General features: G+C 69.0%; 22 protein-coding genes. 14 read left to right on the plus strand and 8 right to left on the minus strand.

The window, feature by feature from the left end; translation table 11 throughout:
• On the plus strand, window positions 1-657 hold the full coding sequence (locus tag DMC64_RS03145; RefSeq protein ID WP_125731945.1) for an AAA family ATPase: 657 nt from the start codon (window positions 1-3) through the stop codon (window positions 655-657).
• Here the strand turns inward: DMC64_RS03145 and DMC64_RS03150 are convergent.
• Window positions 622-1,752 (minus strand): methyltransferase domain-containing protein, encoded by a 1,131-nt coding sequence (locus DMC64_RS03150; protein WP_125731947.1) that lies wholly within the window; start codon window positions 1,750-1,752, stop codon window positions 622-624. The two genes, DMC64_RS03145 and DMC64_RS03150, sit on opposite strands and share 36 nt — an antisense overlap.
• A gap of 151 nt (window positions 1,753-1,903) precedes the next feature.
• On the opposite strand from DMC64_RS03150, the gene DMC64_RS03155 reads away from it, so the two are divergent.
• The 5 genes from DMC64_RS03155 (at window position 1,904) to DMC64_RS03175 (ending at window position 5,384) form a co-directional block, all read left to right on the plus strand.
• The gene (locus tag DMC64_RS03155) at window positions 1,904-2,317 is read left to right on the plus strand and encodes a helix-turn-helix domain-containing protein (protein WP_052120361.1); all 414 of its coding nucleotides are present in this window, start codon (window positions 1,904-1,906) and stop codon (window positions 2,315-2,317) included.
• The gene (locus DMC64_RS03160; protein ID WP_125731949.1) at window positions 2,314-2,988 is read left to right on the plus strand and encodes a hypothetical protein; all 675 of its coding nucleotides are present in this window, start codon (window positions 2,314-2,316) and stop codon (window positions 2,986-2,988) included. The genes DMC64_RS03155 and DMC64_RS03160 overlap by 4 nt, the downstream gene beginning before the upstream one ends.
• 85 nt (window positions 2,989-3,073) lie before the next feature.
• Window positions 3,074-3,367 carry a DUF2516 family protein gene (locus DMC64_RS03165; RefSeq protein WP_037333051.1) on the plus strand — a complete coding sequence of 98 codons (294 nt, stop codon included), beginning with the start codon at window positions 3,074-3,076 and terminating at the stop codon, window positions 3,365-3,367.
• 14 nt (window positions 3,368-3,381) lie between these two features.
• Entirely contained in the window at window positions 3,382-3,936 is a 555-nt protein-coding gene (locus DMC64_RS03170; RefSeq protein WP_037335938.1) for a YbaK/EbsC family protein, read from the plus strand.
• Window positions 3,933-5,384: an aromatic amino acid lyase gene (locus DMC64_RS03175; RefSeq protein WP_125731951.1), complete on the plus strand. Its 1,452-nt coding sequence runs from the start codon at window positions 3,933-3,935 to the stop codon at window positions 5,382-5,384. The genes DMC64_RS03170 and DMC64_RS03175 overlap by 4 nt, the downstream gene beginning before the upstream one ends.
• Here DMC64_RS03175 and DMC64_RS03180 read toward each other — a convergent pair.
• Together DMC64_RS03180 and DMC64_RS03185 are read right to left on the minus strand one after the other, a co-directional pair.
• On the minus strand, window positions 5,323-6,039 hold the full coding sequence (locus DMC64_RS03180; RefSeq protein WP_037335936.1) for an ABC transporter permease: 717 nt from the start codon (window positions 6,037-6,039) through the stop codon (window positions 5,323-5,325). The genes DMC64_RS03175 and DMC64_RS03180 overlap by 62 nt on opposite strands.
• Window positions 6,036-6,722, minus strand: coding sequence for an ABC transporter permease (locus DMC64_RS03185; protein ID WP_199754917.1), 687 nt, complete (start codon window positions 6,720-6,722; stop codon window positions 6,036-6,038). The genes DMC64_RS03180 and DMC64_RS03185 overlap by 4 nt, the downstream gene beginning before the upstream one ends.
• Before the next feature lie 173 nt (window positions 6,723-6,895).
• On the opposite strand from DMC64_RS03185, the gene DMC64_RS03190 reads away from it, so the two are divergent.
• From DMC64_RS03190 to DMC64_RS03200, 3 genes are all read left to right on the plus strand, one after another.
• A complete protein-coding gene (locus DMC64_RS03190) occupies window positions 6,896-7,792 on the plus strand; it encodes an ABC transporter substrate-binding protein (RefSeq protein ID WP_081975689.1) in 897 nt (298 codons plus the stop codon).
• Between the two features lie 149 nt (window positions 7,793-7,941).
• Window positions 7,942-8,376, plus strand: a complete 435-nt coding sequence (locus DMC64_RS03195; RefSeq protein WP_125731955.1) for an SRPBCC family protein — start codon at window positions 7,942-7,944, stop codon at window positions 8,374-8,376.
• A 99-nt stretch (window positions 8,377-8,475) separates the two neighbouring features.
• A complete protein-coding gene (locus tag DMC64_RS03200; RefSeq protein WP_125731957.1) occupies window positions 8,476-9,474 on the plus strand; it encodes an NADP-dependent oxidoreductase in 999 nt (332 codons plus the stop codon).
• A 79-nt stretch (window positions 9,475-9,553) separates the two neighbouring features.
• Here the strand turns inward: DMC64_RS03200 and DMC64_RS03205 are convergent, their stop codons facing one another.
• The 5 genes from DMC64_RS03205 to DMC64_RS03225 all read right to left on the minus strand — a co-directional run bounded on the left by DMC64_RS03205 (window position 9,554) and on the right by DMC64_RS03225 (window position 13,060).
• On the minus strand, window positions 9,554-10,183 hold the full coding sequence (locus tag DMC64_RS03205) for a pyridoxamine 5'-phosphate oxidase family protein (RefSeq protein WP_125731959.1): 630 nt from the start codon (window positions 10,181-10,183) through the stop codon (window positions 9,554-9,556).
• A 15-nt stretch (window positions 10,184-10,198) separates the two neighbouring features.
• Window positions 10,199-11,083, minus strand: a complete 885-nt coding sequence (purU, locus tag DMC64_RS03210; RefSeq protein WP_199754866.1) for a formyltetrahydrofolate deformylase — start codon at window positions 11,081-11,083, stop codon at window positions 10,199-10,201.
• Window positions 11,061-11,720 (minus strand): DedA family protein, encoded by a 660-nt coding sequence (locus DMC64_RS03215; protein ID WP_073846215.1) that lies wholly within the window; start codon window positions 11,718-11,720, stop codon window positions 11,061-11,063. Before DMC64_RS03215 ends, purU begins: the two co-directional genes overlap by 23 nt.
• Window positions 11,721-11,783: 63 nt before the next feature.
• The gene (locus tag DMC64_RS03220; protein ID WP_125731961.1) at window positions 11,784-12,581 is read right to left on the minus strand and encodes a class I SAM-dependent methyltransferase; all 798 of its coding nucleotides are present in this window, start codon (window positions 12,579-12,581) and stop codon (window positions 11,784-11,786) included.
• Window positions 12,563-13,060 carry a DUF2505 domain-containing protein gene (locus DMC64_RS03225; protein WP_037333031.1) on the minus strand — a complete coding sequence of 166 codons (498 nt, stop codon included), beginning with the start codon at window positions 13,058-13,060 and terminating at the stop codon, window positions 12,563-12,565. Before DMC64_RS03225 ends, DMC64_RS03220 begins: the two co-directional genes overlap by 19 nt.
• Before the next feature lie 26 nt (window positions 13,061-13,086).
• Between DMC64_RS03225 and DMC64_RS03230 the strand changes: the two genes are divergently transcribed.
• From DMC64_RS03230 to DMC64_RS03250, 5 genes are all read left to right on the plus strand, one after another.
• Window positions 13,087-14,139, plus strand: a complete 1,053-nt coding sequence (locus DMC64_RS03230) for a UDP-N-acetylmuramate dehydrogenase (protein ID WP_125731963.1) — start codon at window positions 13,087-13,089, stop codon at window positions 14,137-14,139.
• A gap of 173 nt (window positions 14,140-14,312) precedes the next feature.
• Complete coding sequence (locus tag DMC64_RS03235; protein ID WP_037333027.1) at window positions 14,313-15,488, plus strand: Ig-like domain-containing protein; 1,176 nt, start codon at window positions 14,313-14,315, stop codon at window positions 15,486-15,488.
• A 168-nt stretch (window positions 15,489-15,656) separates the two neighbouring features.
• Window positions 15,657-16,469 carry an alpha/beta fold hydrolase gene (locus DMC64_RS03240; RefSeq protein WP_125731965.1) on the plus strand — a complete coding sequence of 271 codons (813 nt, stop codon included), beginning with the start codon at window positions 15,657-15,659 and terminating at the stop codon, window positions 16,467-16,469.
• Window positions 16,470-16,490: 21 nt separating this feature from the next.
• The gene (mshA, locus tag DMC64_RS03245) at window positions 16,491-17,795 is read left to right on the plus strand and encodes a D-inositol-3-phosphate glycosyltransferase (RefSeq protein ID WP_199754867.1); all 1,305 of its coding nucleotides are present in this window, start codon (window positions 16,491-16,493) and stop codon (window positions 17,793-17,795) included.
• On the plus strand, window positions 17,792-18,307 hold the full coding sequence (locus DMC64_RS03250; protein ID WP_037333023.1) for a YbjN domain-containing protein: 516 nt from the start codon (window positions 17,792-17,794) through the stop codon (window positions 18,305-18,307). Before mshA ends, DMC64_RS03250 begins: the two co-directional genes overlap by 4 nt.
• The last annotated feature ends 40 nt before the right edge of the window (window positions 18,308-18,347 follow it).

Consider the following 18,347-nt stretch of genomic DNA (forward strand, 5'->3'; position numbering starts at 1 on the left):
GTGGTCCTCGATCTCAAGATCTGCCCGGCCTGCGGTGATCGCGCCGAACGGCCACGAGTCGAGAGCGGGCTGCTGGTGTGCGCGGTGTGCGCGCACCGGTGGCCGTTCCGGCGGCTCCCGCTGTTCGCGCTGACCGGGCCGAGCGGCGCGGGCAAGTCGACGGTCGGCCCGCTCCTGGCGCGACGGCTCGGCGATCTCGCGCTCGTGGTCGAACAGGACGTGCTGTGGACCGGGGCGTTGCGGGACGACGTCCCCGGCCATCCCGCGTTCCGCTCGACCTGGCTGCGGATGGCGGCGATGCTGCACCAGAACGGGCGGCCGGTCGTCCTGTGCGGCACGGTCGCGCCGCCCGAGTTCGAGCGGTTGCCCGAGCGCGTCTTCTTCTCCGACATCCACTACCTGGCGCTCGTCAGCGAGCCCGACGCGTTGCGCAAGCGTTTGCTCGCGCGGCCGGCCTGGCGCGAGTGGGACGAGGAGCGCGTCGAGGAGATGCTGGAGTTCAACGCATGGCTGCAAGCGGAAGCATCCGCGATGGAGCCGCCGGTCGAGCTGTTCGACACCACTCACGTCCCGGTCGAAGACGCCGTCGACCGCGTCGAGAAGTGGGTGCGAGGTCTGCTTTCAGGAGCCCAGCGGCCAAGTGCGGCCATCGGGTGAGTCCAGCCAGATCACCTGTTCCTCCCCGTCGAGGCTGAGCCCGAACCGGTCCCGCCCGGGCTCGCCGAGGTCGAGCCATTCCTCGTACGCGGCTTCGACGACCTCCCAGAGCCTTCGCGGGCCGCCTTCGGCCACCTCGAACCCGTCGCCCGCCTGCCGATGGCGCATCCATGAGCCGTCCGGATGAACCAAGGCGGTGCTCTGGCCGTCCCGCGAGGCCGTCACGCCCGGAAGACAGAGCCCGGCGAAGAACTCGAAACGGCTGCGAACCTCGGTGAGCACCCTCATCGGCAGCCGGGTCGGCCGCCAGGTGACGTCGCCGTCCGGCATCCTCGACTGCTTGAACCGGTGCGCGCGAAGCGGCATGAAGCGCCCGTCGCGCGCGAGCACCCGCCCGTGTCCCGTCGCGCCTTCGCCCGCGACGATCCGGACGAGCCCGCCGCCGATCGGCCGGTTCAGCGTGGTGACGATCAGCCCGCCGGGCATCGTCTGCGCCAGCCACGCGGGCGGGATCGACGACACCGAACAGGTGCAGATCACCCGGTCGTAGAGCACTCCCGCCGGGAAGCCCTCGGCGCCGTCGGCCGCCGCGCACGAAGGCACGTATCCGATTTCCGCGAGCCGTTTGCGCGCGGCGTCGACGAGTTCCGGATCGATGTCCACTGTGTACACGAGCCCGGCACCGAGCCGGTGGCACAGCAACGCTGTGTTGTATCCGGTGCCCGTGCCGATCTCCAGCACGCGATTCCCGTCGGCGACCCGGAGCTCTTCGAGCATGATCGCCATGATCGACGGCTGGCTGGACGAACTCGTCGGCGTTCCCGGCTGCGCGCCGAGATACCGCGCCCGTTCCCAAAGCCCCGAATCGTCGTCCAGCTGCACGACCAGCACGTCGGGGGAGTAGACGCGGTTGAGCCACTCGTCGTCGCCGTGTTCGACCGCGGCCCAGCCGTTCGCCGCCGGGACGAAGAACCGCGGCAGGAAGACGTGTCTCGGCACGGCGCGGAACGCGGTCATCCAGCGCGCGTCATGCAGCACGCCCTCGGCGAGCAGATGCTCGACGAGGCGCCGCCGCAGCCGCGTGGCGTTCGACATCCCTCCACGGTAGCCGGGTGAGCACCAACACACCCGATGGTTGCAAGCAGAGTGCTTGCAATTGCTAGCACTCGGGCGTAGCGTTGACGACGTCGCGAGGAGGTGACCGATGTCAGACACCGACCGGGATCAGCCCACATCGGGCGGACCGATGGAGAAGGTCGCGGACATCGCTTCCGACATCGGCGAGTACATCCGCCAGCAGCGCAGCAACGCGAAGATCTCCTTGCGGCAGCTGTCGAAACTCGCCGGCGTGTCCAATCCGTACCTGAGCCAGATCGAGCGCGGGGTCCGCAAACCCAGCGCGGAGATCCTGCAGCAGATCGCCAAGGGCCTGCGTATTTCGGCCGAGGCGCTCTACGTGCAAGCGGGAATCCTCGATCTGCCGATGGGCGGCCCGGTCGGCGACGCGATCCGCGCCGATACCGAGCTGACCGAACGGCAGAAGCAGGTCCTGCTCGACGTCTACGAATCGTTCCGCCGCGAGAACGCCGCCGCGAAACCCGAGCAGGCGGCCCAGGCGAAAACCGAAGACCAAGTCGAAGAAACCAAGGAGTCAGCATGACCACGGCCACCAAGACCGAACGCAAGCACACCGCCCTCGACCAGGTCCGCACGCCGCTGCTGGCCGCCCTGGGTGCCGGCAACCTGGCCGGACAGGCCGTCGTCGACGCCGTGTCGAAGGCCAAGGAGAAGGTCGTCGAGGGCAGCGAGACCGCCCGCAAGAACATCGAAGAGCTCCCGCACGACGTCGAGGGTCTCCGCGAGAAGCTGGACCCGGCCGAGCTGCGCAAGGTCATCGACGACTACACCGAGGCCGCGCTGAAGCTGTACAACAAGCTGGCCGAGTCCGGTGAGCAGGCGTGGGACAAGATCGCCGCGCAGCCGCAGGTCAAGAAGGCCATCGAGCAGCTCGAGGACGCGATCAGCACCGCGCAGGACCGCGTCGAGGGTGCGACCACCGACGCCCGCGAGCGCATCGACACCGTGCTCGGCAAGGTCACCAAGGGCACCCGCTCCGTCGGTGAGAAGACCGCCCGCAAGGTGACCGAGGTCGCCGGCGAGATCGCCGACGAGGTCGAGGAGATCGGCGACGACCTCGCGCACGAGACCCGCTCGGCTTCGCGCAAGGTCGCCAACAAGACCGCGCCGAAGACCACGACCACCGCGCGCCGCACCACCGCCGGCCCGGCCGCCAAGAAGCCGGCCACCGCGCCGAAGACCACCGAGAAGTAAGGTCCGCGTGAATTCCAGGGCCCCCGGCACCCGCTTCGGTGCCGGGGGCCCGGGTCATTCGCCCGGTTTGACGTAAGCTGAGTCCGTGTTCGTTGCCAACTGGATCCTCATCGCCATCCATTGGGGCGGCGCGCTGACGGGGCTGTTCGCGTTCGTGCACGCGCTGTTGCAGCGCGCGGACGCGTATTCGGCCGCCGATCGGAAGACCAAACCCATCTGGATGCTCATCACCGGTGGGGCCACCGTGGTGTTGACGTTCTTCCAGTTCTACGGCGGCGGCATGATCCTGTGGCTGCCCGCGCTGGTCGCGGTCCTGGTCTACCTCGTGGACGTCCGCCCCAAGCTCATCGAGGTCCAGCGCGGCGGCCGCAACTGGTGATTAGGGTGGGCGGTGTGACTGACTGGACCATCGCCGGAAGCCTCACCGTCGTCCCCGCCCTCACCCGCACGGATCTGCTCGCCGAGCCCGTCGCGAAGGCACTCGCCGCCCTGCCCGATCCGGACGCCGTCGGCGTCGTCGAGATCGACGCCGAGCTGGCCGACACCGCCGCCTTCTGCGAGGCGTACGGCTCACCGCTTTCCGCGTCCGCGAACTGCGTCGTCGTCGCCGGCAAACGCGCCGGTGAGGTCCGTTTCGCCGCCGCGATGATCCTCGCCACCACCCGCGCCGACGTGAACGGCGTGATCAAACGCCGTCTCGACGTGCGCAAGGCCTCCTTCGCCCCGATGGACGAGGCCGTCTCGCTCACCGGAATGGAGTACGGCGGCATCACGCCGGTCGGCCTGCCCGCGGAGTGGCCGATCCTGGTCGACCAGCGCGTCGCGGACGAACCCGAACTGGTCATCGGCAGCGGTATCCGCGGCGGCAAGCTGCTGATCCCGGGCTCCGTCCTCGCGTCCCTGCCCGGTGCCGAGGTGATCGACGGGCTCGCGCGCCCCGTCGAGTGAGGCTGTCCACAAAGGACTTCCCGCTGGCCGCCGCCTTCGAGGCAGAGGTCCTCGAGCTCGACCCGGCGTTGCTGGCGAGGCTCGGCGAAAACCGCGCCCGAGTCCTCGCCGCGCTGGACGAGCGCCCCGTCTACGGCGTGAACACCGGTATGGGGCGGCTCGCGGGGGTCGCCACGCCCGCGTCGAACGCGCACCAGCGAAACCTGCTGATCGGCCGTGCCGTCGGCGGCCCGCCGTGGCTCTCGGCCGAGGAAGTGCGCTGGCTGCTGCTGGTGCGCCTGCGGGATCTGCTCGCCCCAGAAGCGGGCGCCGGTCCGGAGCTCGTGACGTTTCTCGTCGACCGGCTGAACGAGGGGTTCACGCCCGCCGTGCCGCGGACGGGGCTGGGCAGCGCCGGCGAGATCATCCCGCTGGCGCATGCCTTCCAGACCTTTCTCGGCGTCGGGACCGTGCTGGTGGACGGCGTCGAGACGCCCGCGTCGGAGGTGCTGGCGGAGCCGTACGAGCCAGGTCTCAAGGAGGCCGCGACCCTCATCCAGGGTTCGCCGCTGGCGGAGACGTTCGCCGCCTTCGGGCGGGCCGAGGTCCGGCGGGTGGTGGATCTCCAGACACTCGCCGCCGCGATCGCGGTCGACGTTCTCGGTGCGCCGCAAGGGATCTATCGTCCCGCGCTGGCCGGAGACGACCAGGTGCTGCGTTCGGTCCTGTGCGAAGTGAGCGATCTGATCCGAGGTGCCGTCGAACGACCGGTCGTGCAGGCGCCGGTTTCCGTGCGGGTGGCTCCGCGCGCGCTCGCTCATCTGACGCGGGTCGCCGCCGAGCTGGACGAGGTGCTCGGGCGCTCCATGCCGACCGATTCGCCCGTCTTCCTCGACGGCGAATTCGTGTCCACGACCGGGTTCCACGCCGTCGAACTCGGGCTGCGGATGGACGCGGTGACGGCGGCGCTGGTGCACCTAGGCGAAGTGAGCGTGCAGCGGACGCACCGGTTGCTCGACGAGCGGTTCAGCGGTCTTCCCGCGCAGCTCGCGGTGGAACCGGGGCCACAGGTTGGGCTCGTCCCGCTGCACAAACGCGCGGTGGGGGAGCTGCACGCGCTGCGGCGGTTGGCCACGCCCGCGACCTTGGGTTCCGTCGACACGTCGGGTGGGCAGGAGGACGTGCAGGCGTTCGCCTGGGCGGCGGGGAACCAGCTCCGTGACGCCTGTGCGCGGATGTTCGCCATCACCGCCTGCGAGCTGATCACGGGTTCGCAGGCGCGGTGGCTGGCATCCGGGGACGGGGCACCGGCGCTGCGCGCGACCTACGAACTGCTGCGGGAGCTGGTGCCGCCCGTCGAGGAGGACCGGGCGCTGGGCCCGGCGGTCACGACGGTGGTTTCGGCGCTCAGGAACGGGTTTCCGCGCGGGACTGGATCGCCAGCCCGCGAGGGGTCACCCAACGCGTGACGAGCGCGAAAACCCCTTCGCACACCAAAGCCAATACGACGACCGCGATACCGCCCGCCAGGATCTCGCCGTGGCCGGGCTCGCCGAGCGCGAAACCGTCCACAATGTACCGTCCGAGTCCGCCGCCGTCGTTGACGATCGCGCCGATCGCGACCGTCGCCACCAGTTGCAGGAACGCGACGCGGGCACCCGCGAGGATGACCGGTGAGGCGAGCGGCAACTCCAGGCGCAGCATGATCTGCCACTCGCGGTAGCCGGTTCCGCGCGCGGCGTCGACGGTTTCCTGCTCCAGCTGGATGACGCCCGCGTAGGTGTTGGTGAACAACGGCGGCAGTGCCAACGCCACCAGCGCGAGCATCAACGGCCAGAAGCTAGTGTCGACTTCGAGCCGGGAAGCCAGGAACCAGAACAGGATCACCAGCCCGAAGCTGGGGATCGCGCGGCCGATGTTCACCGCGCTGGTCGCGAGGAACTGCGCGCGGCGGTAGTGCGCCAGCCACAACGCGGGCGGGATCGTCAACACGGCCGAGATCGCCAGTGCCAGCAAGGAGAACTGGAGATGTTCGACCGTCCGGTACGGCACGCCCGCCGGATCGGTCCAGCTCCAGCGGTTCGGTTCGCCGAACCATGCGATGGTCTGGTCGATGATGCTCATCGCGACGCCGCCTTCCGCGACCACGGCGCGAGCGCGCGCCCACCGAGCCACAGCAGCAGATCCACCACCACGGCCAGTACCACGGAAAGCCCGACGCCGACGATGATCGACGTCGGATTCGGTGTCGCGGTCTGGATCCCGTTGCGGATGAAGTACCCCAAGCCGCCCTTGCCGAGCATGGAGGTCACCGTCACGAGCCCGATCGTGGTCACCGCCGCGACCCGCAGGCCCGCGATCACCACCGGCAGCGCGAGCGGGAGTTCGACCTGCCACAGCAACCGCGAACGGGTGAAACCCATGCCTATCGCGGCTTCGCGGACTTCCTTGGGGACCTGTTCCACGCCGGTGACGATGTTGCGGATCAGGATGAGCAACGTGTACGTCGCCAACGGGATCACCGCTGTGGTGAAGGACGTCAGGCCGGTGAAGGGAACCAGGACGGCGAAGGCGCCGAGACTCGGAATGACGTACAGCGAACCGGCCGTGCTCAACGCGACGACGTAGAACCACCGGCGACGCAGCGAAATCGCGGAAACACCGATCGACACCACCAGTCCGATGGCGAGCGCCGCCGCGGTCAGGACGATGTGCTCACCGAGCCGTTCGAAGATCTCGTCGAGATGGCGGTCCACCCAGCGCCACTCGAAGAGCGGCCGCCCGCCCTGGGCGGGTACGGGGAACACGGAGGAGGCTCGCACCGGCCGACCTTACCCCGTTCGGGGCGCCGGATTCCGTTCTCTGGGAGCGCAAGGGGTGGAACTCTCAAAATGTGGATTCTGTCGTGACCCGGAGATACTGTCCATTCCTCTGAACGAGTCATAGGAGTGTGCACGTGCGCTGGACACGGAATGTTCGAGTGGGCGCGGTGCTCGCCGCCGCCATCCTCGGTATGACCGCCTGTGGGGGCGGAGACGACGCGGCGGCCCCGGCCGCGCAGAGCAAGGGCGGGACGCCGATCGTGGTCGCCTCCTTCAACTTCACCGACAGCGTGATCCTCGCCGAGCTGTACGCGAACGCGTTGGAGGCCAAGGGATACCCGATCACCCGCAAACTCAACGTCGCGTCGCGCGAGCTGATCTACCCGGCGCTGAAATCCGGCGAACTCCAGTTCATCCCGGAGTACCAGGGCGCCGCCATCACCACCGGATACGGCAAGGAAGCCCCGAAGGACGCGGCGGGCGAGCACGAGCAGCTCAAGAAGTTGTTCGAGCCGGACGGCATCGGCCTGCTGGACTACTCGCCGGCGGAGAACAAGAACACCTACATCGTGAAGGCCGACCTCGCCAAGGAGAAGGGGCTGGCGAAGATCAGCGACCTGTCCAAGGTCGACAACGTCGTCGTCGCCGGGGCTCCGGAGTGCGCGGAGCGGCTTCCTTGCTTCAAGGGCTTCACCGACGTCTACAAGCTGAAGGCCACGTTCCAGACCGTGCAGGAGGCGGGCCCGCGCGTCGAACAGCTGCGGTCCGGCAAGGTCACCGTCATCCCGGTCGACTCGGTGAGCCCGCTCGTCGGCGACCCGCAGTTCGTCGCGCTGGAGGACGATCTCGCCATCGTGCCGACCGAGAACGTCGTGCCCGCGGTGAACAAGAAGGTGCTCGACGAGCGCGGCGCCGACTTCGCGGCCGCCGTCAACGCCGTGAGCAAGGCCCTCGACACCGTGCAGCTGCGTGAGCTGAACAAGCGCGTCGACTCGGACGGCGAGAAGCCGGGCGATGTCGCGAAGGACTGGCTGAAGGAGAAGTCGCTCATCTAGCCCCCTTCGCGTGCCATGAAAGGTCCTTTCCTTGCGAAATTTGCGAGGAAAGGACCTTTCCTTGCATCCGGGCAGGGGGTGCGCGTTCCTCCTGCGAGCAGCGGTGGAATCGTGGACGCTGTCTTGCCATACGGGTGAAAGGGAGTGGGATGGGAAAGGTCACGGCCGTCGCGGAGCGCACCATCGAGGCGCCGGCGGACAAGGTCAGGGCGCTCGTCGCGGACTACGCCGAAACCCGGCCGAAGCTGCTGACGGAGCACTACCGCGACTACGAGGTCACGGAAGGCGGCGTCGGCGCGGGCACGAGGGCGCGCTGGAAGCTGCAGGCCACGTCGAAGCGCGTGCGTGACGTCGCCGCGACGGTGACCGAGCCGTCCGAAGGCACCCTCGTCGAGACCGACGCGAACTCCAGCATGGTCACCACCTGGACCGTCCGCGAGGTGCCGGGCGGCAGCCTCGTCCGCATCGAGACCACCTGGGACGGCGCGGGCGGTATCGGCGGCTTCTTCGAGAAGACCTTCGCGCCCGGTGGGCTCAAGCGGATCTACGAGGGCGTGCTCGGCAAGCTCGCCGAGGTCGTGTAGCCCTCGCCACAATCGGAATGGGCGCCCCGGTTGGCTCGTTGTATCCGTCGTGAATACGGGGCGACCGCCCCGCTTCGGCAACAGACTTGGAGTTACCTCGTGAACGCAACCGAGATCCGGCTCGCCTCCCGTCCGCACGGTGTTCCGACGCTGGAGAATTTCGAGATCGCCGACGTCGAGATCCCGGTGCCGGGCGAGGGGCAGATCCTGGTCCGGAACCAGGTGCTGAGCGTGGATCCGTACATGCGCGGCCGGATGAGCAGCGCGAAGTCCTACGCCGAGCCGTACGAGGTCGGCAAGGTGATGCACGGCGGCGCCGTCGGCGAGGTGCTCGAGTCCACCGTGGACGATTTCAAGCCCGGTGACATCGTGCTGCACGGCCTCGGCTGGCGCTCGCACGCCGTCGTCGCCGCGAAGCACGCGGTGAAGGTCGACCCGGAGGCCGCCCCGATCACGGCGTACCTCGGCGTACTCGGCATGACCGGGCTCACCGCGTACGCCGGGCTGCTGGAGGTCGCCGAGTTCAAGAAGGGCGACACCGTCTTCGTGTCCGGTGCGGCGGGCGCCGTCGGGTCCGTCGTCGGCCAGCTGGCGAAGCTGAAGGGCGCGAAGCGGGTCATCGGCAGCGCGGGCACGGACGACAAGGTCAAATGGCTGACCGACGAGCTGGGCTTCGACGCGGCGTTCAACTACAAGGACGCCCCGGTGATCGAGCAGCTGCGCGCGGCGGCGCCCGAAGGTATCGACGTGTACTTCGACAACGTCGGCGGCGAGCACCTCGAAGCGGCCATCGACTCCATCAACCTGCACGGCCGCATGGCGATCTGCGGGATGATCTCGGTCTACAACAACACCGAACCGGCCGCGGCGCCGCGCAATCTCGCGTCGATCATCGCGAAGCGGTTCACCATGCGCGGCATGCTGGTCGGCGACCACTACGCGCTGCAGCCGCAGTTCGTGCAGGAGGTCGCTCCGCTGGTGGCCTCGGGGCAGCTGAAGTACTCGGAGACCATTGTGGACGGTATCCGCAACGCGCCGCAGGCGTTCCTGGACCTGTTGGGCGGGGCGAACACCGGCAAGATGCTGGTCCGCGTCTGACCCGCCTCTCGCCGGATGTCATGAAAGGGTCGTTCAGGACATTTTTTGTCCTGAACGACCCTTTCATGACATTTGGGGCTCAGTACTGCGTCGTGAGCGCGCCTTCGGTCAGCGCCGCATCGAGCGCCTCCGCCGACACGTCCAGCTTCATCTGGTCACGGAAGATCTGGCCCGCGGTCGGCAGGCTCGACCGCTCCGGCCACGTCTCCGGCTTCCACAGCGACGACCGCAGGAAAGCCTTGGCGCAGTGCATGTACAGCTCTTCGACCTCGACCAGGATCGCCAGCGCCGGCCGCTTCCCCTTGACCACGAGGTCGTCGAAGAACGGCGCGTCCGCGACCAGTTTCGCGCGGCCGTTGATCCGCAGGGTCTCGTTCATCCCCGGGATCAGGAACAGCAGGCCGGCGTGCGGGTTTTCGAGGATGTTGGTCTGGCTGTCGAGCAGTTTGTTGCCCGGCCGGTCCGCCAGCACCAGCGTCTTGTCGTCGAGCACCTTCACGGAACCGGCGGGGTCGCCGCGCGGCGAGACGTCACAGGTCCCGTCGGCGGACGCCGTCGCCAGCAGGTAGAACGGCGAGTGCTCGATCAGCGTGCGCGCGTGCGGATCGAGGAACGGGATGATCTTCCCCTTGGTCCGCTCGGCCGGGTGGCCGAGGTGTTCACGCAGCGCTTCGAGCGTCTCGATCGCCTTGATCTCTGAGGTCCCCATGACCACAGTGAACCACTAGAACACGACAGTCCGGTTCCCGTGCACCAGCACGCGGCCCTCCAGATGCCACCGGAGCCCGCGCGCCAGCGTCACCTTCTCGATGTCGCGGCCCTTGCGGACCATGTCCTCGACCGAGTCCCCGTGGTCGACGCGGATGACGTCCTGGTCGACGATCGGGCCCGCGTCGAGGTCGGCGGTGACGTAGTGGCAGGTCGCGCCGATGAGCTTCACCCCGCGCGCGTGGGCCTGGTGGTACGGCCGCGCGCCGACGAACGACGGCAGGAAGCTGTGGTGGATGTTGAGCGCCCGCCCAGCCCACGCCTCGCACAGTTCCGGCGGCAGGACCTGCATGAACCGGGCGAGGACCACGGCGTGCGGGTCGTGCTCGTCGACGAGTTTCCGTACTTCGGCGAACGCCGGCGCCTTGGCGGCCGGGTCGCCGGCGGGGAACGGGACGTGGTGGAACGGGATGCCGTGGGCGCGGGTGATGTCGCCCAGCGACGCGTGGTTGCCGATGACGGCGGCGACGTCGACGTCCAGTTCCCCGGACGCGACCCGGCCGAGCAGGTCGTAGAGGCAGTGCCCGGCCTTGGAGACGAGGATCACCGCGCGGCGGCGCTCGCCGGTGTCGCTGACCTGCCAGCTCGACTCGCTCGAAAGCGACTCCGCGACCTCGGCGAAGCGCGTACGCAGTTCGGCGGCGTCGAACGGGAGTGAATCGGCGCGGACGACCTGGCGGGTGAAGAACCAGCCGGTGTCCGGGTCGGTGTGATACGCCGCTTCGACGATCCACCCGCCGTGCTCGGCGAGGAAACCCGAGATACGGGCGATGATGCCCGTGCGGTCCGGGCAGCCGAAGGAGATCACATAGCGACGTTCAGGGTTCGACACGCACACCATTGTCGCTGGTCCCGGCCGCCGCGCGGCGCCGGGTCAGTATCCGGACGCGGACCCGCCGCCCGATCTCGATCGCCGCGACCAGCAGCAAGCCGAGTGCGAAGGACAGCAGAAGGCCCTTCTCCGGTTCGTCCGCGAAGGCCGCTCCGCCGACCAGTCCGATCAGGACGCTGTACACCGCCCAGATGCCCGCGCCGAGGGCGTCGAGGGGGACGAATTTGCGTGGCGGGTAGCCGAGGCTGCCGTTGGCGAGCCCGCTCGCGACGCGGCCGCCGGGCAGGTAGCGGGCGGCGAGGATCAGCAGGACGGCGTTGCGCCGCACCTGGATCTTCGCCCATTCGTAGCGCCGGATCCCGTCCGGACCGCGCTGCAGGCGGGCGAGCGCCCGCGGGCCCGCGGCGGCGCCGACGGTGTAGCCGAGGCAGTCGCCCAGCCAGGCCCCGAGCGCGGCGATCAGCGCGAGCAGCGCCAGCTGGGCGAAGTCCGTGCCGATCAGAACGGCGACGGTGATGACGGTGGTCTCGCTCGGCATGAACGGCAGGAGCGCGTCCAACCCGGACACGAGGAACACGATCACCCACAGCCAGGGCGATCCGAGCGTGCCCTCGAGCAGCCCGGTGACGTACTCCAGCAGTTCCACGGTTCCATGGTGATCACCGCAGGTCGCTTTGGGGTGACGGAGCGGGGTTCGACCGGTGAATTCCTAGGCCGGGGCCACCGAGGACCACGGCACCGTGAGTTCACCCAGCCGCCACCGCGACGGCCGGTTCAGCACCGGCCAGCCCCGGGCGGTGAGCAGATGGACGGTGTGCGCCCAGCGGGCACGGACACCGAAGTTCTGATGCGGCGCCGCCGTCGCCCAGCAGATGTCCAAAGTGGACAGTAGTTCGTGGACGCGTTCGCCGGGAACGTTGCGGTGGATCAGGATCTTGGGCAGTCGTTCGGCCACTGTGGACGGACGTTCCAGGCTGGCGAGATGTACCGACAGGGTCAGGGTGCGCGGTCCGTCGTGTCCGACGGCGACCCAGGTGCTCAGTCGCCCGATCTCGTCGCAGGTGCCTTCGACGAGGAGCCCGCCCGGTGCCATCGCGTCCAGCATGAGCGACCACGCGCCAGGGACCTCGGCTTCGTCGTACTGCCGCAGGACGTTGAACGCGCGCACCAGCACCGGCCGCGCCCCGCCCAGCTCGAAGCCGCCGCGCCGGAAGTCCAGCCACGGCTTGTCGACGGCGGACTGCGCGACGGCGACCCGTTCGGCGTCCAGCTCCAGGCCCAGCACGCGGACGTCACGGCGGACCGTGCGCAGCCAGCGCGCCATCTCGACCGTGGTCACCGGTGAGGCGCCGTAGCCGAGGTCCACGACGAGCGGTTCGTCCGCGCGGTGCAGCAGCCGCGTCACGCCCGGATCGCTCGCGAGCCACCGGTCCACCCGCCGGAGCCGGTTGGGGTTGGTCGTGCCCCGTGTCGGCGCGCCGACCGGTTTCAGCGCTCGGCCAGCCATTTCGCGACGAATTCCGCCTCGCGCTCCAGCAGCTTGGTGACCTGTTCGGCGATCACGCCCTCCAGCTTTCCGCCGACGAACGGGATCCGCACCTTGACCTGGCCGCTGTTGACCAGCGTCGTCCGCTCGCCTTCGGCGGTCAGCGACGTCTTCGCGGTGATCTCGCCCGGCACGCCCGAGACCGCAGCCGTCGCGGTGCCGGTGTAGCCGTTCCCGGCCGCCTTCCAGCTCTGCTCGCGCTCGACGATCAGGTCGCCCCGGTGCAGCGTCCGCACGGCCGACGGGAGCTTGTCCGAGCTGATGCCCTGACGCAGCTTGTAGCGCACTCCGTCCTCGGCCGGGACGTACTCCAGCAGTTCCGCGTCGTCGCCGCCGATCTGCTCCAGCCGCGCCCGCAGCGCCGCCTCGCCGGCGACCGCGTCGAACGTGGTCGCGAGGTCTGCGGAGAACGCTGAGCGGTGCTCGATACGGGAGGCCATGGCGCCAGACAGTACCGTTCACGGGCGTGAGCACTGCCGAAACTCCCACCCTCGCCGACCACACCACGTTGCGCCTCGGCGGTCCGGCCCGGCGTTATGCCGAGGCGAAGACCGTGCGGGCCCTGGTCGACGCGGTCCGCGAGGCCGACGAAGCGGGCGAGCCGGTCTTGCTGCTCGGCGGCGGTTCGAACCTCGTCGTCGCCGACACTGGTTTCGAGGGCACGGTGCTGAAGGTCGGCAACACCGGCTGGACACGTGACGGAGATCTCGTCGAGGTCGCGGCGGGCGAGAACTGGGACGGTTTCGTCGCGGGCCTGGTCGGCGAGGGCATCGGCGGGCTCGAATGCCTCTCCGGGATCCCCGGTTCGGTCGGCGCGACGCCGATCCAGAACGTCGGCGCGTACGGCTGCGAGGTGGCCGAATCCCTGGTCTCGGTCGATCTCTACGACCGCGCCACCCGCGAGATCCGCACGCTGACCGCCGAAGAGCTCGGCTTCGGGTATCGCACGTCGATCCTGAAGGGGACCGACGCGGGCGTCGTGCTCACAGTGCGTTTCAAGGTCAGCGAAGACGGCCTCTCCGCCCCGATCCGCTACGCCGAACTCGCCCGCACGCTCGGCGTCGAGATCGGTGACCGGGTCCCGGCCGCCGAAGCACGCGAAGCGGTCCTCGGGCTGCGTCGCGGCAAGGGCATGGTCCTGGACGCCGACGACCACGACACCTGGAGCGCGGGCTCGTTCTTCACCAACCCGATCATCGGCGAGGCGCGGCTGGCGAAGGTGTTGGCGGGCATCGTGGATGTCGTCGGCGAGGACGTGCGAGTGCCGCAGTACCCGGCGCCCGGTGGCACGAAGCTGTCCGCGGCCTGGCTGATCGAGCGTGCCGGATTCGCGAAGGGGCACGAAGGGCCTGGCGGCCGGGTCTCGCTGTCGACGAAGCACACGCTGGCGCTCACGAACCGGGGCAAGGCGTCGACCGAGGACCTTCTCGATCTGGCGCGCGAAGTGCGCGACGGCGTCCAGGCTCGCTTCGGCGTTTCGCTGCACCCTGAACCCCTGCTCATCAACTGCGCGCTTTGAGCCAAAGACCGCATTCAGAGGACTAAATGCGGGCGGGTGAACAACCCGACGCCACCCTCGTGCGTCTATCGCTCTGAGGGGCGAGGGTGAGTTCCGTCGCCGCGGGTAACGTCGGAGGGGTTCCCGGCGCTGAGCGGGTAGAAGCTCGCGGGGATCTTCATGGGAGGTACACGGTGATCGAACGGCGCACGGTGTTCAAGGCCGCGCTCGCCGCGGGCGCGGCCATGCTGGCCGCCGCCTGCTCCAGCGAAGAAGGCGGCAACGCCAAGCCGGAAGGCAGTGGCGGCGGGGAACAGGGTGCCGCCCCGGTCGCGAAGATCACCGCCGAACCCGCCGCCGACGCCAAGGACGCGTCCGTGGTGACGCCGGTCGTGGTGAAGGTCGCCGACGGCAAGCTCACCGAGGTCAAGGTCACCGGGGACGGCGGCAAGGACGTCAAGGGCGAACTGTCCGCCGACGGGCTCACCTGGACCAGCACCGAGGTCCTCGGCTACGGCAAGACGTACACGTACGCCGCGAAGGCCACCGGCAGCGACAACAAGCCCGCCGAGTTCAAGGGCTCGTTCAGCACGGTCAAGCCCGCCAAGGAGGTTCGCGCCACGCTGAACCCGACCGACGACGCCGAGGTCGGCGTCGCGATGCCGATCAGCGTGAAGTTCGCGTCCCCGGTCAAGGACAAGGCGGCCGCCGAGAAGGCGCTCAAGGTGAAGACCGACAAGGACGTCGAGGGCTCCTGGGGCTGGCTGTCGGACACCCAGGTCGACTGGCGGCCGAAGGAGTACTGGCCCGCGAACATCAAGGTCAACGTCGAGGCGAAGCTCTACGGCGTCGCGCTCGGCGGCGGCGCGTACGGCAAGGCCGACGTGACCACCGAGTTCAAGATCGGCCGCAACCAGGTGGTCAAGATCCACACCCCGGACCACGTGATGAAGGTCTACCGGGGCGGGGCGGAATCGGCGAGCTACCCGTGCTCGAACGGGCTCGACGGCGACGTCCAGCGGAACACCCCCAACGGCACGTTCATCGTGATGACGAAGGAGCCGATGGCGCGGTTCGACAACGCGCGCTACGGCTACACCAACGTCAACAAGAAGTGGTCCTGCCGGATCTCGAACAACGGCGAGTACATCCACGAGAACCAGGACAACGCGGCGAACATCGGCAAGGCCAACACCTCGCACGGCTGCGTGAACCTGCTCGAAGCGGACGCCAAGAAGTACTTCGACTCGGCGATGATCGGCGACCCGGTCGAGATCACCGGTTCGAAACTGGGCAGCCCGACCAAATCGGACGTCAAGAACTGGTTCTACGACTGGAAGTCCTGGAAGGCCCTCTCTGCTGTCAAATAATCGCGCGACCGCGAACGTGTCTACGGGCCGTGGCCTGGCACTGAGTGCGGCGGTTCCGCAGAGGGCGGCCCGCAGCCACGTTCGCGGGGCCTCGCGGCCAAGACGCGCGACTTCAAAAGACGAAAGCGCCTTGGGTCACCGTGGGATCGACCTCATAGGCTGGCGGCCATGAAGACCGAGGTAGTCGGCTACGGCGGGACCCGCATCGGTTTGTGGGTCGAGGGCGCCGAGAACACCCGTCCGATCGTGTTCGTGCACGGCTGGGCCCAGTCGAGCCGGGCGTGGGCGCCGCAGCTGGCGGACCCCGCGCTCAGCGAGCGGTTTCGCCTGGTCGCGATGGATCTGCGCGGACACGGGGACTCCGAAGTGCCCTCCGCCGGCTACGACGATCCCCGGGTCTGGGCGGAGGATCTCGCCTCCGTTCTCGACTTCGCGGGCGACGACGCGATCGTCGTCGGCTGGTCTTACGGCGGGCTGGTCATCACCGACTACCTCCGGGTGCACGGGTCTTCGAGGCTCAGCGGCGTCGTTTTTGTGGGCGCTATCACAGAAATCGGCAAGAACCGCCCCGGCGGCAAGGTCGGGCCCGCGATGCGCGACGCCATCCCGGCGGTCCTTTCGGACGATCCGGCGGTCGCGATTCCCGCGTTGGTGCAGTTCAGCGCGCGGATGACGGCCGCCCCGGTGTCCGGCACGCTCACCCAAGCGCTGCTCGGCGCCTGCCTTTCCACGCCGCCCGCGGTGCGCTCCGCGCTGTTCCGGCGTGACGTCGGGAGCGAGGACGTGCTTCGTGATCTGGACAAACCGGCACTTATCGTCCATGGTCTCGCGGACGCTGTGATCGATCCGACGTCCGCGGAATACGCGGCGGGGAAGATTCAGGGGGCCGTCGTGCGTTGGCTACCTGAGGTGGGGCATCTGCCGTTCGCCGAAGCGGCGGACGAGTTCGGTGAACTGCTGCGCGGGTTCGCCGATCAGTAGGACTTCGGGAGTGTTGACCAGGTGACGATCCCTCTGCACGGGTTCGACGCCGCGCCCAGGCGCGTCGCGGTGCTGTCGTTGCACACTTCTCCGCTGGAGCAGCCGGGTACCGGCGACGCCGGCGGCATGAACGTCTACGTGAGCCAGACGGCCACCGAGATGGCCCGCCGGGGCGTCGAGGTCGAGGTGTTCACGCGGGCCACGTCCTCGGATCAGCCCCCGGTCGCCGAACTGGCGCCCGGCGTGCTGGTCCGGCACATCCCGGCCGGGCCGTTCGAGCCGCTGGGGCGTGACGAGCTGCCCGCGCAGCTGTGCGCCTTCACGGCAGGGGTGTTGCGGGCCGAGGCGTTCCACGAACCGGGCTACTACGACCTCATCCATTCGCATTACTGGCTCTCCGGCCAGGCGGGCTGGCTCGCCCGCGACCGCTGGGGCGTGCCGCTGGTGCACACCGCGCACACCCTCGCCAAGGTCAAGAACGCCGCGCTGGCCGAGGGCGACACCCCCGAGCCGCGCACCCGCGTGATCGGCGAGGAGCAGGTCGTCGAGGAGGCGGACTGCCTGGTCGCGAACACCCGTGTCGAGGCCCGCGAGCTGATCGAGCTGTACGACGCCGACCCGCACGCCGTGCACGCCATCCCGCCCGGCGTCGACCTCGACCGCTTCACCCCCGGCTCCCAGGCCGCCGCGCGCCGGGCGCTGGGCCTCCCGGCCGACGCGATCGTGCTGGCCTTCGCGGGCCGGATCCAGCCGTTGAAGGCGCCGGACGTCCTCCTGCTGGCCGCGGCCGAAATGCTGCGCGAGCGGCCGGAGCTGGCGTCGCGGCTGGTGGTGCTGATCGTCGGCGGCCCGTCCGGGACCGGGCTGGAGCAGCCGCAGGCCCTGCGCGAACTGGCCGTTTCCCTCGGGATCGAGGCGCAGACCCGGTTCATGCCGCCGCAGCCGGGCCAGTCGCTGGTCAATGTCTACCGGGCGGCCGACCTCGTCGCCGTGCCGAGCTACAACGAGTCGTTCGGGCTGGTCGCGCTCGAAGCGCAGGCGTGCGGGACACCGGTGATCGCGGCGGAGGTCGGCGGGCTGCCGGTCGCCGTCCCGCACGGCGTCTCCGGGCTGCTCGTGCCGTCGCACGACGCGAAGGACTGGGCGGGCGCGCTCGCGAACGTCGCGTTGCGGCCCGATTGGCGTGCCGAGCTTTCGGCCAACGCCGTCGTCCACGCGCGACGCTTCTCCTGGCGCCGGACGACGGACCGCCTGCTGGACACGTACGCTCAAGCGACCGGCGCGTTCCGGCGTGCCCTCGAACAGCGCGCGGAGGTGGCGGTTTGACGCTCGACGAGACCTTGCGGTCCTCTTTGGACAATGCGGGCCTGGAATATCAAAGGCGTGGCGAGGGAAGGTACTTCGTCACGTTGCCCGGCACCAAGAAACTGCAGACCAACTGCTGGCTGGTCGCCGGTGACCACGCTTTCGCCGTCGAAGCCTTCGTTTGCCGCCGCCCTGACGAGTCCCATGAGGACGTTTACCGCTTTCTGTTGCGCCGCAACGCGAAACTGTACGGCGTGCACTACACGGTCGACGCGATCGGCGACATCTACCTGGTCGGCCGGTTCGGTTTGGACACGGTCACCGAAGCCGAATTGGACAAGATCCTCGGGCAGGTGCTGGAGGCCGCCGACGGCGACTTCAACACGCTGCTGGAACTCGGATTCGCCGAATCGATCAAACGCGAATGGGACTGGCGCGTGTCGCGCGGCGAGTCGCTGGCGAACCTGCAGGCGTTCAAACATCTCGTCGAGCCTTCGAACGGGCACGAACCCGGAGCCTTGACCGACTCGTGACCCGGACGGTGCAACGGCACCGTCGTCCGTTCCGTCTCTT

Origin of the sequence: Amycolatopsis sp. WAC 04197 (assembly GCF_003947475.1) — a bacterium.
Lineage (GTDB): Bacteria > Actinomycetota > Actinomycetes > Mycobacteriales > Pseudonocardiaceae > Amycolatopsis > Amycolatopsis japonica.

What these genes read in the sequence shown, in the direction of transcription:
- DMC64_RS03150 (WP_125731947.1), bottom strand. Translation starts at nt 1,752, where the DNA reads ATGTCGAACGCCACGCGGCTGCGGCGGCGCCTCGTCGAGCATCTGCTC.
- DMC64_RS03155 (WP_052120361.1), top strand. Translation starts at nt 1,904, where the DNA reads ATGGAGAAGGTCGCGGACATCGCTTCCGACATCGGCGAGTACATCCGC.
- DMC64_RS03160 (WP_125731949.1), top strand. Translation starts at nt 2,314, where the DNA reads ATGACCACGGCCACCAAGACCGAACGCAAGCACACCGCCCTCGACCAG.
- DMC64_RS03180 (WP_037335936.1), bottom strand. Translation starts at nt 6,039, where the DNA reads ATGAGCATCATCGACCAGACCATCGCATGGTTCGGCGAACCGAACCGC.
- DMC64_RS03195 (WP_125731955.1), top strand. Translation starts at nt 7,942, where the DNA reads ATGGGAAAGGTCACGGCCGTCGCGGAGCGCACCATCGAGGCGCCGGCG.
- DMC64_RS03205 (WP_125731959.1), bottom strand. Translation starts at nt 10,183, where the DNA reads ATGGGGACCTCAGAGATCAAGGCGATCGAGACGCTCGAAGCGCTGCGT.
- purU (WP_199754866.1), bottom strand. Translation starts at nt 11,083, where the DNA reads ATGGTGTGCGTGTCGAACCCTGAACGTCGCTATGTGATCTCCTTCGGC.
- DMC64_RS03220 (WP_125731961.1), bottom strand. Translation starts at nt 12,581, where the DNA reads ATGGCTGGCCGAGCGCTGAAACCGGTCGGCGCGCCGACACGGGGCACG.
- DMC64_RS03225 (WP_037333031.1), bottom strand. Translation starts at nt 13,060, where the DNA reads ATGGCCTCCCGTATCGAGCACCGCTCAGCGTTCTCCGCAGACCTCGCG.
- DMC64_RS03240 (WP_125731965.1), top strand. Translation starts at nt 15,657, where the DNA reads ATGAAGACCGAGGTAGTCGGCTACGGCGGGACCCGCATCGGTTTGTGG.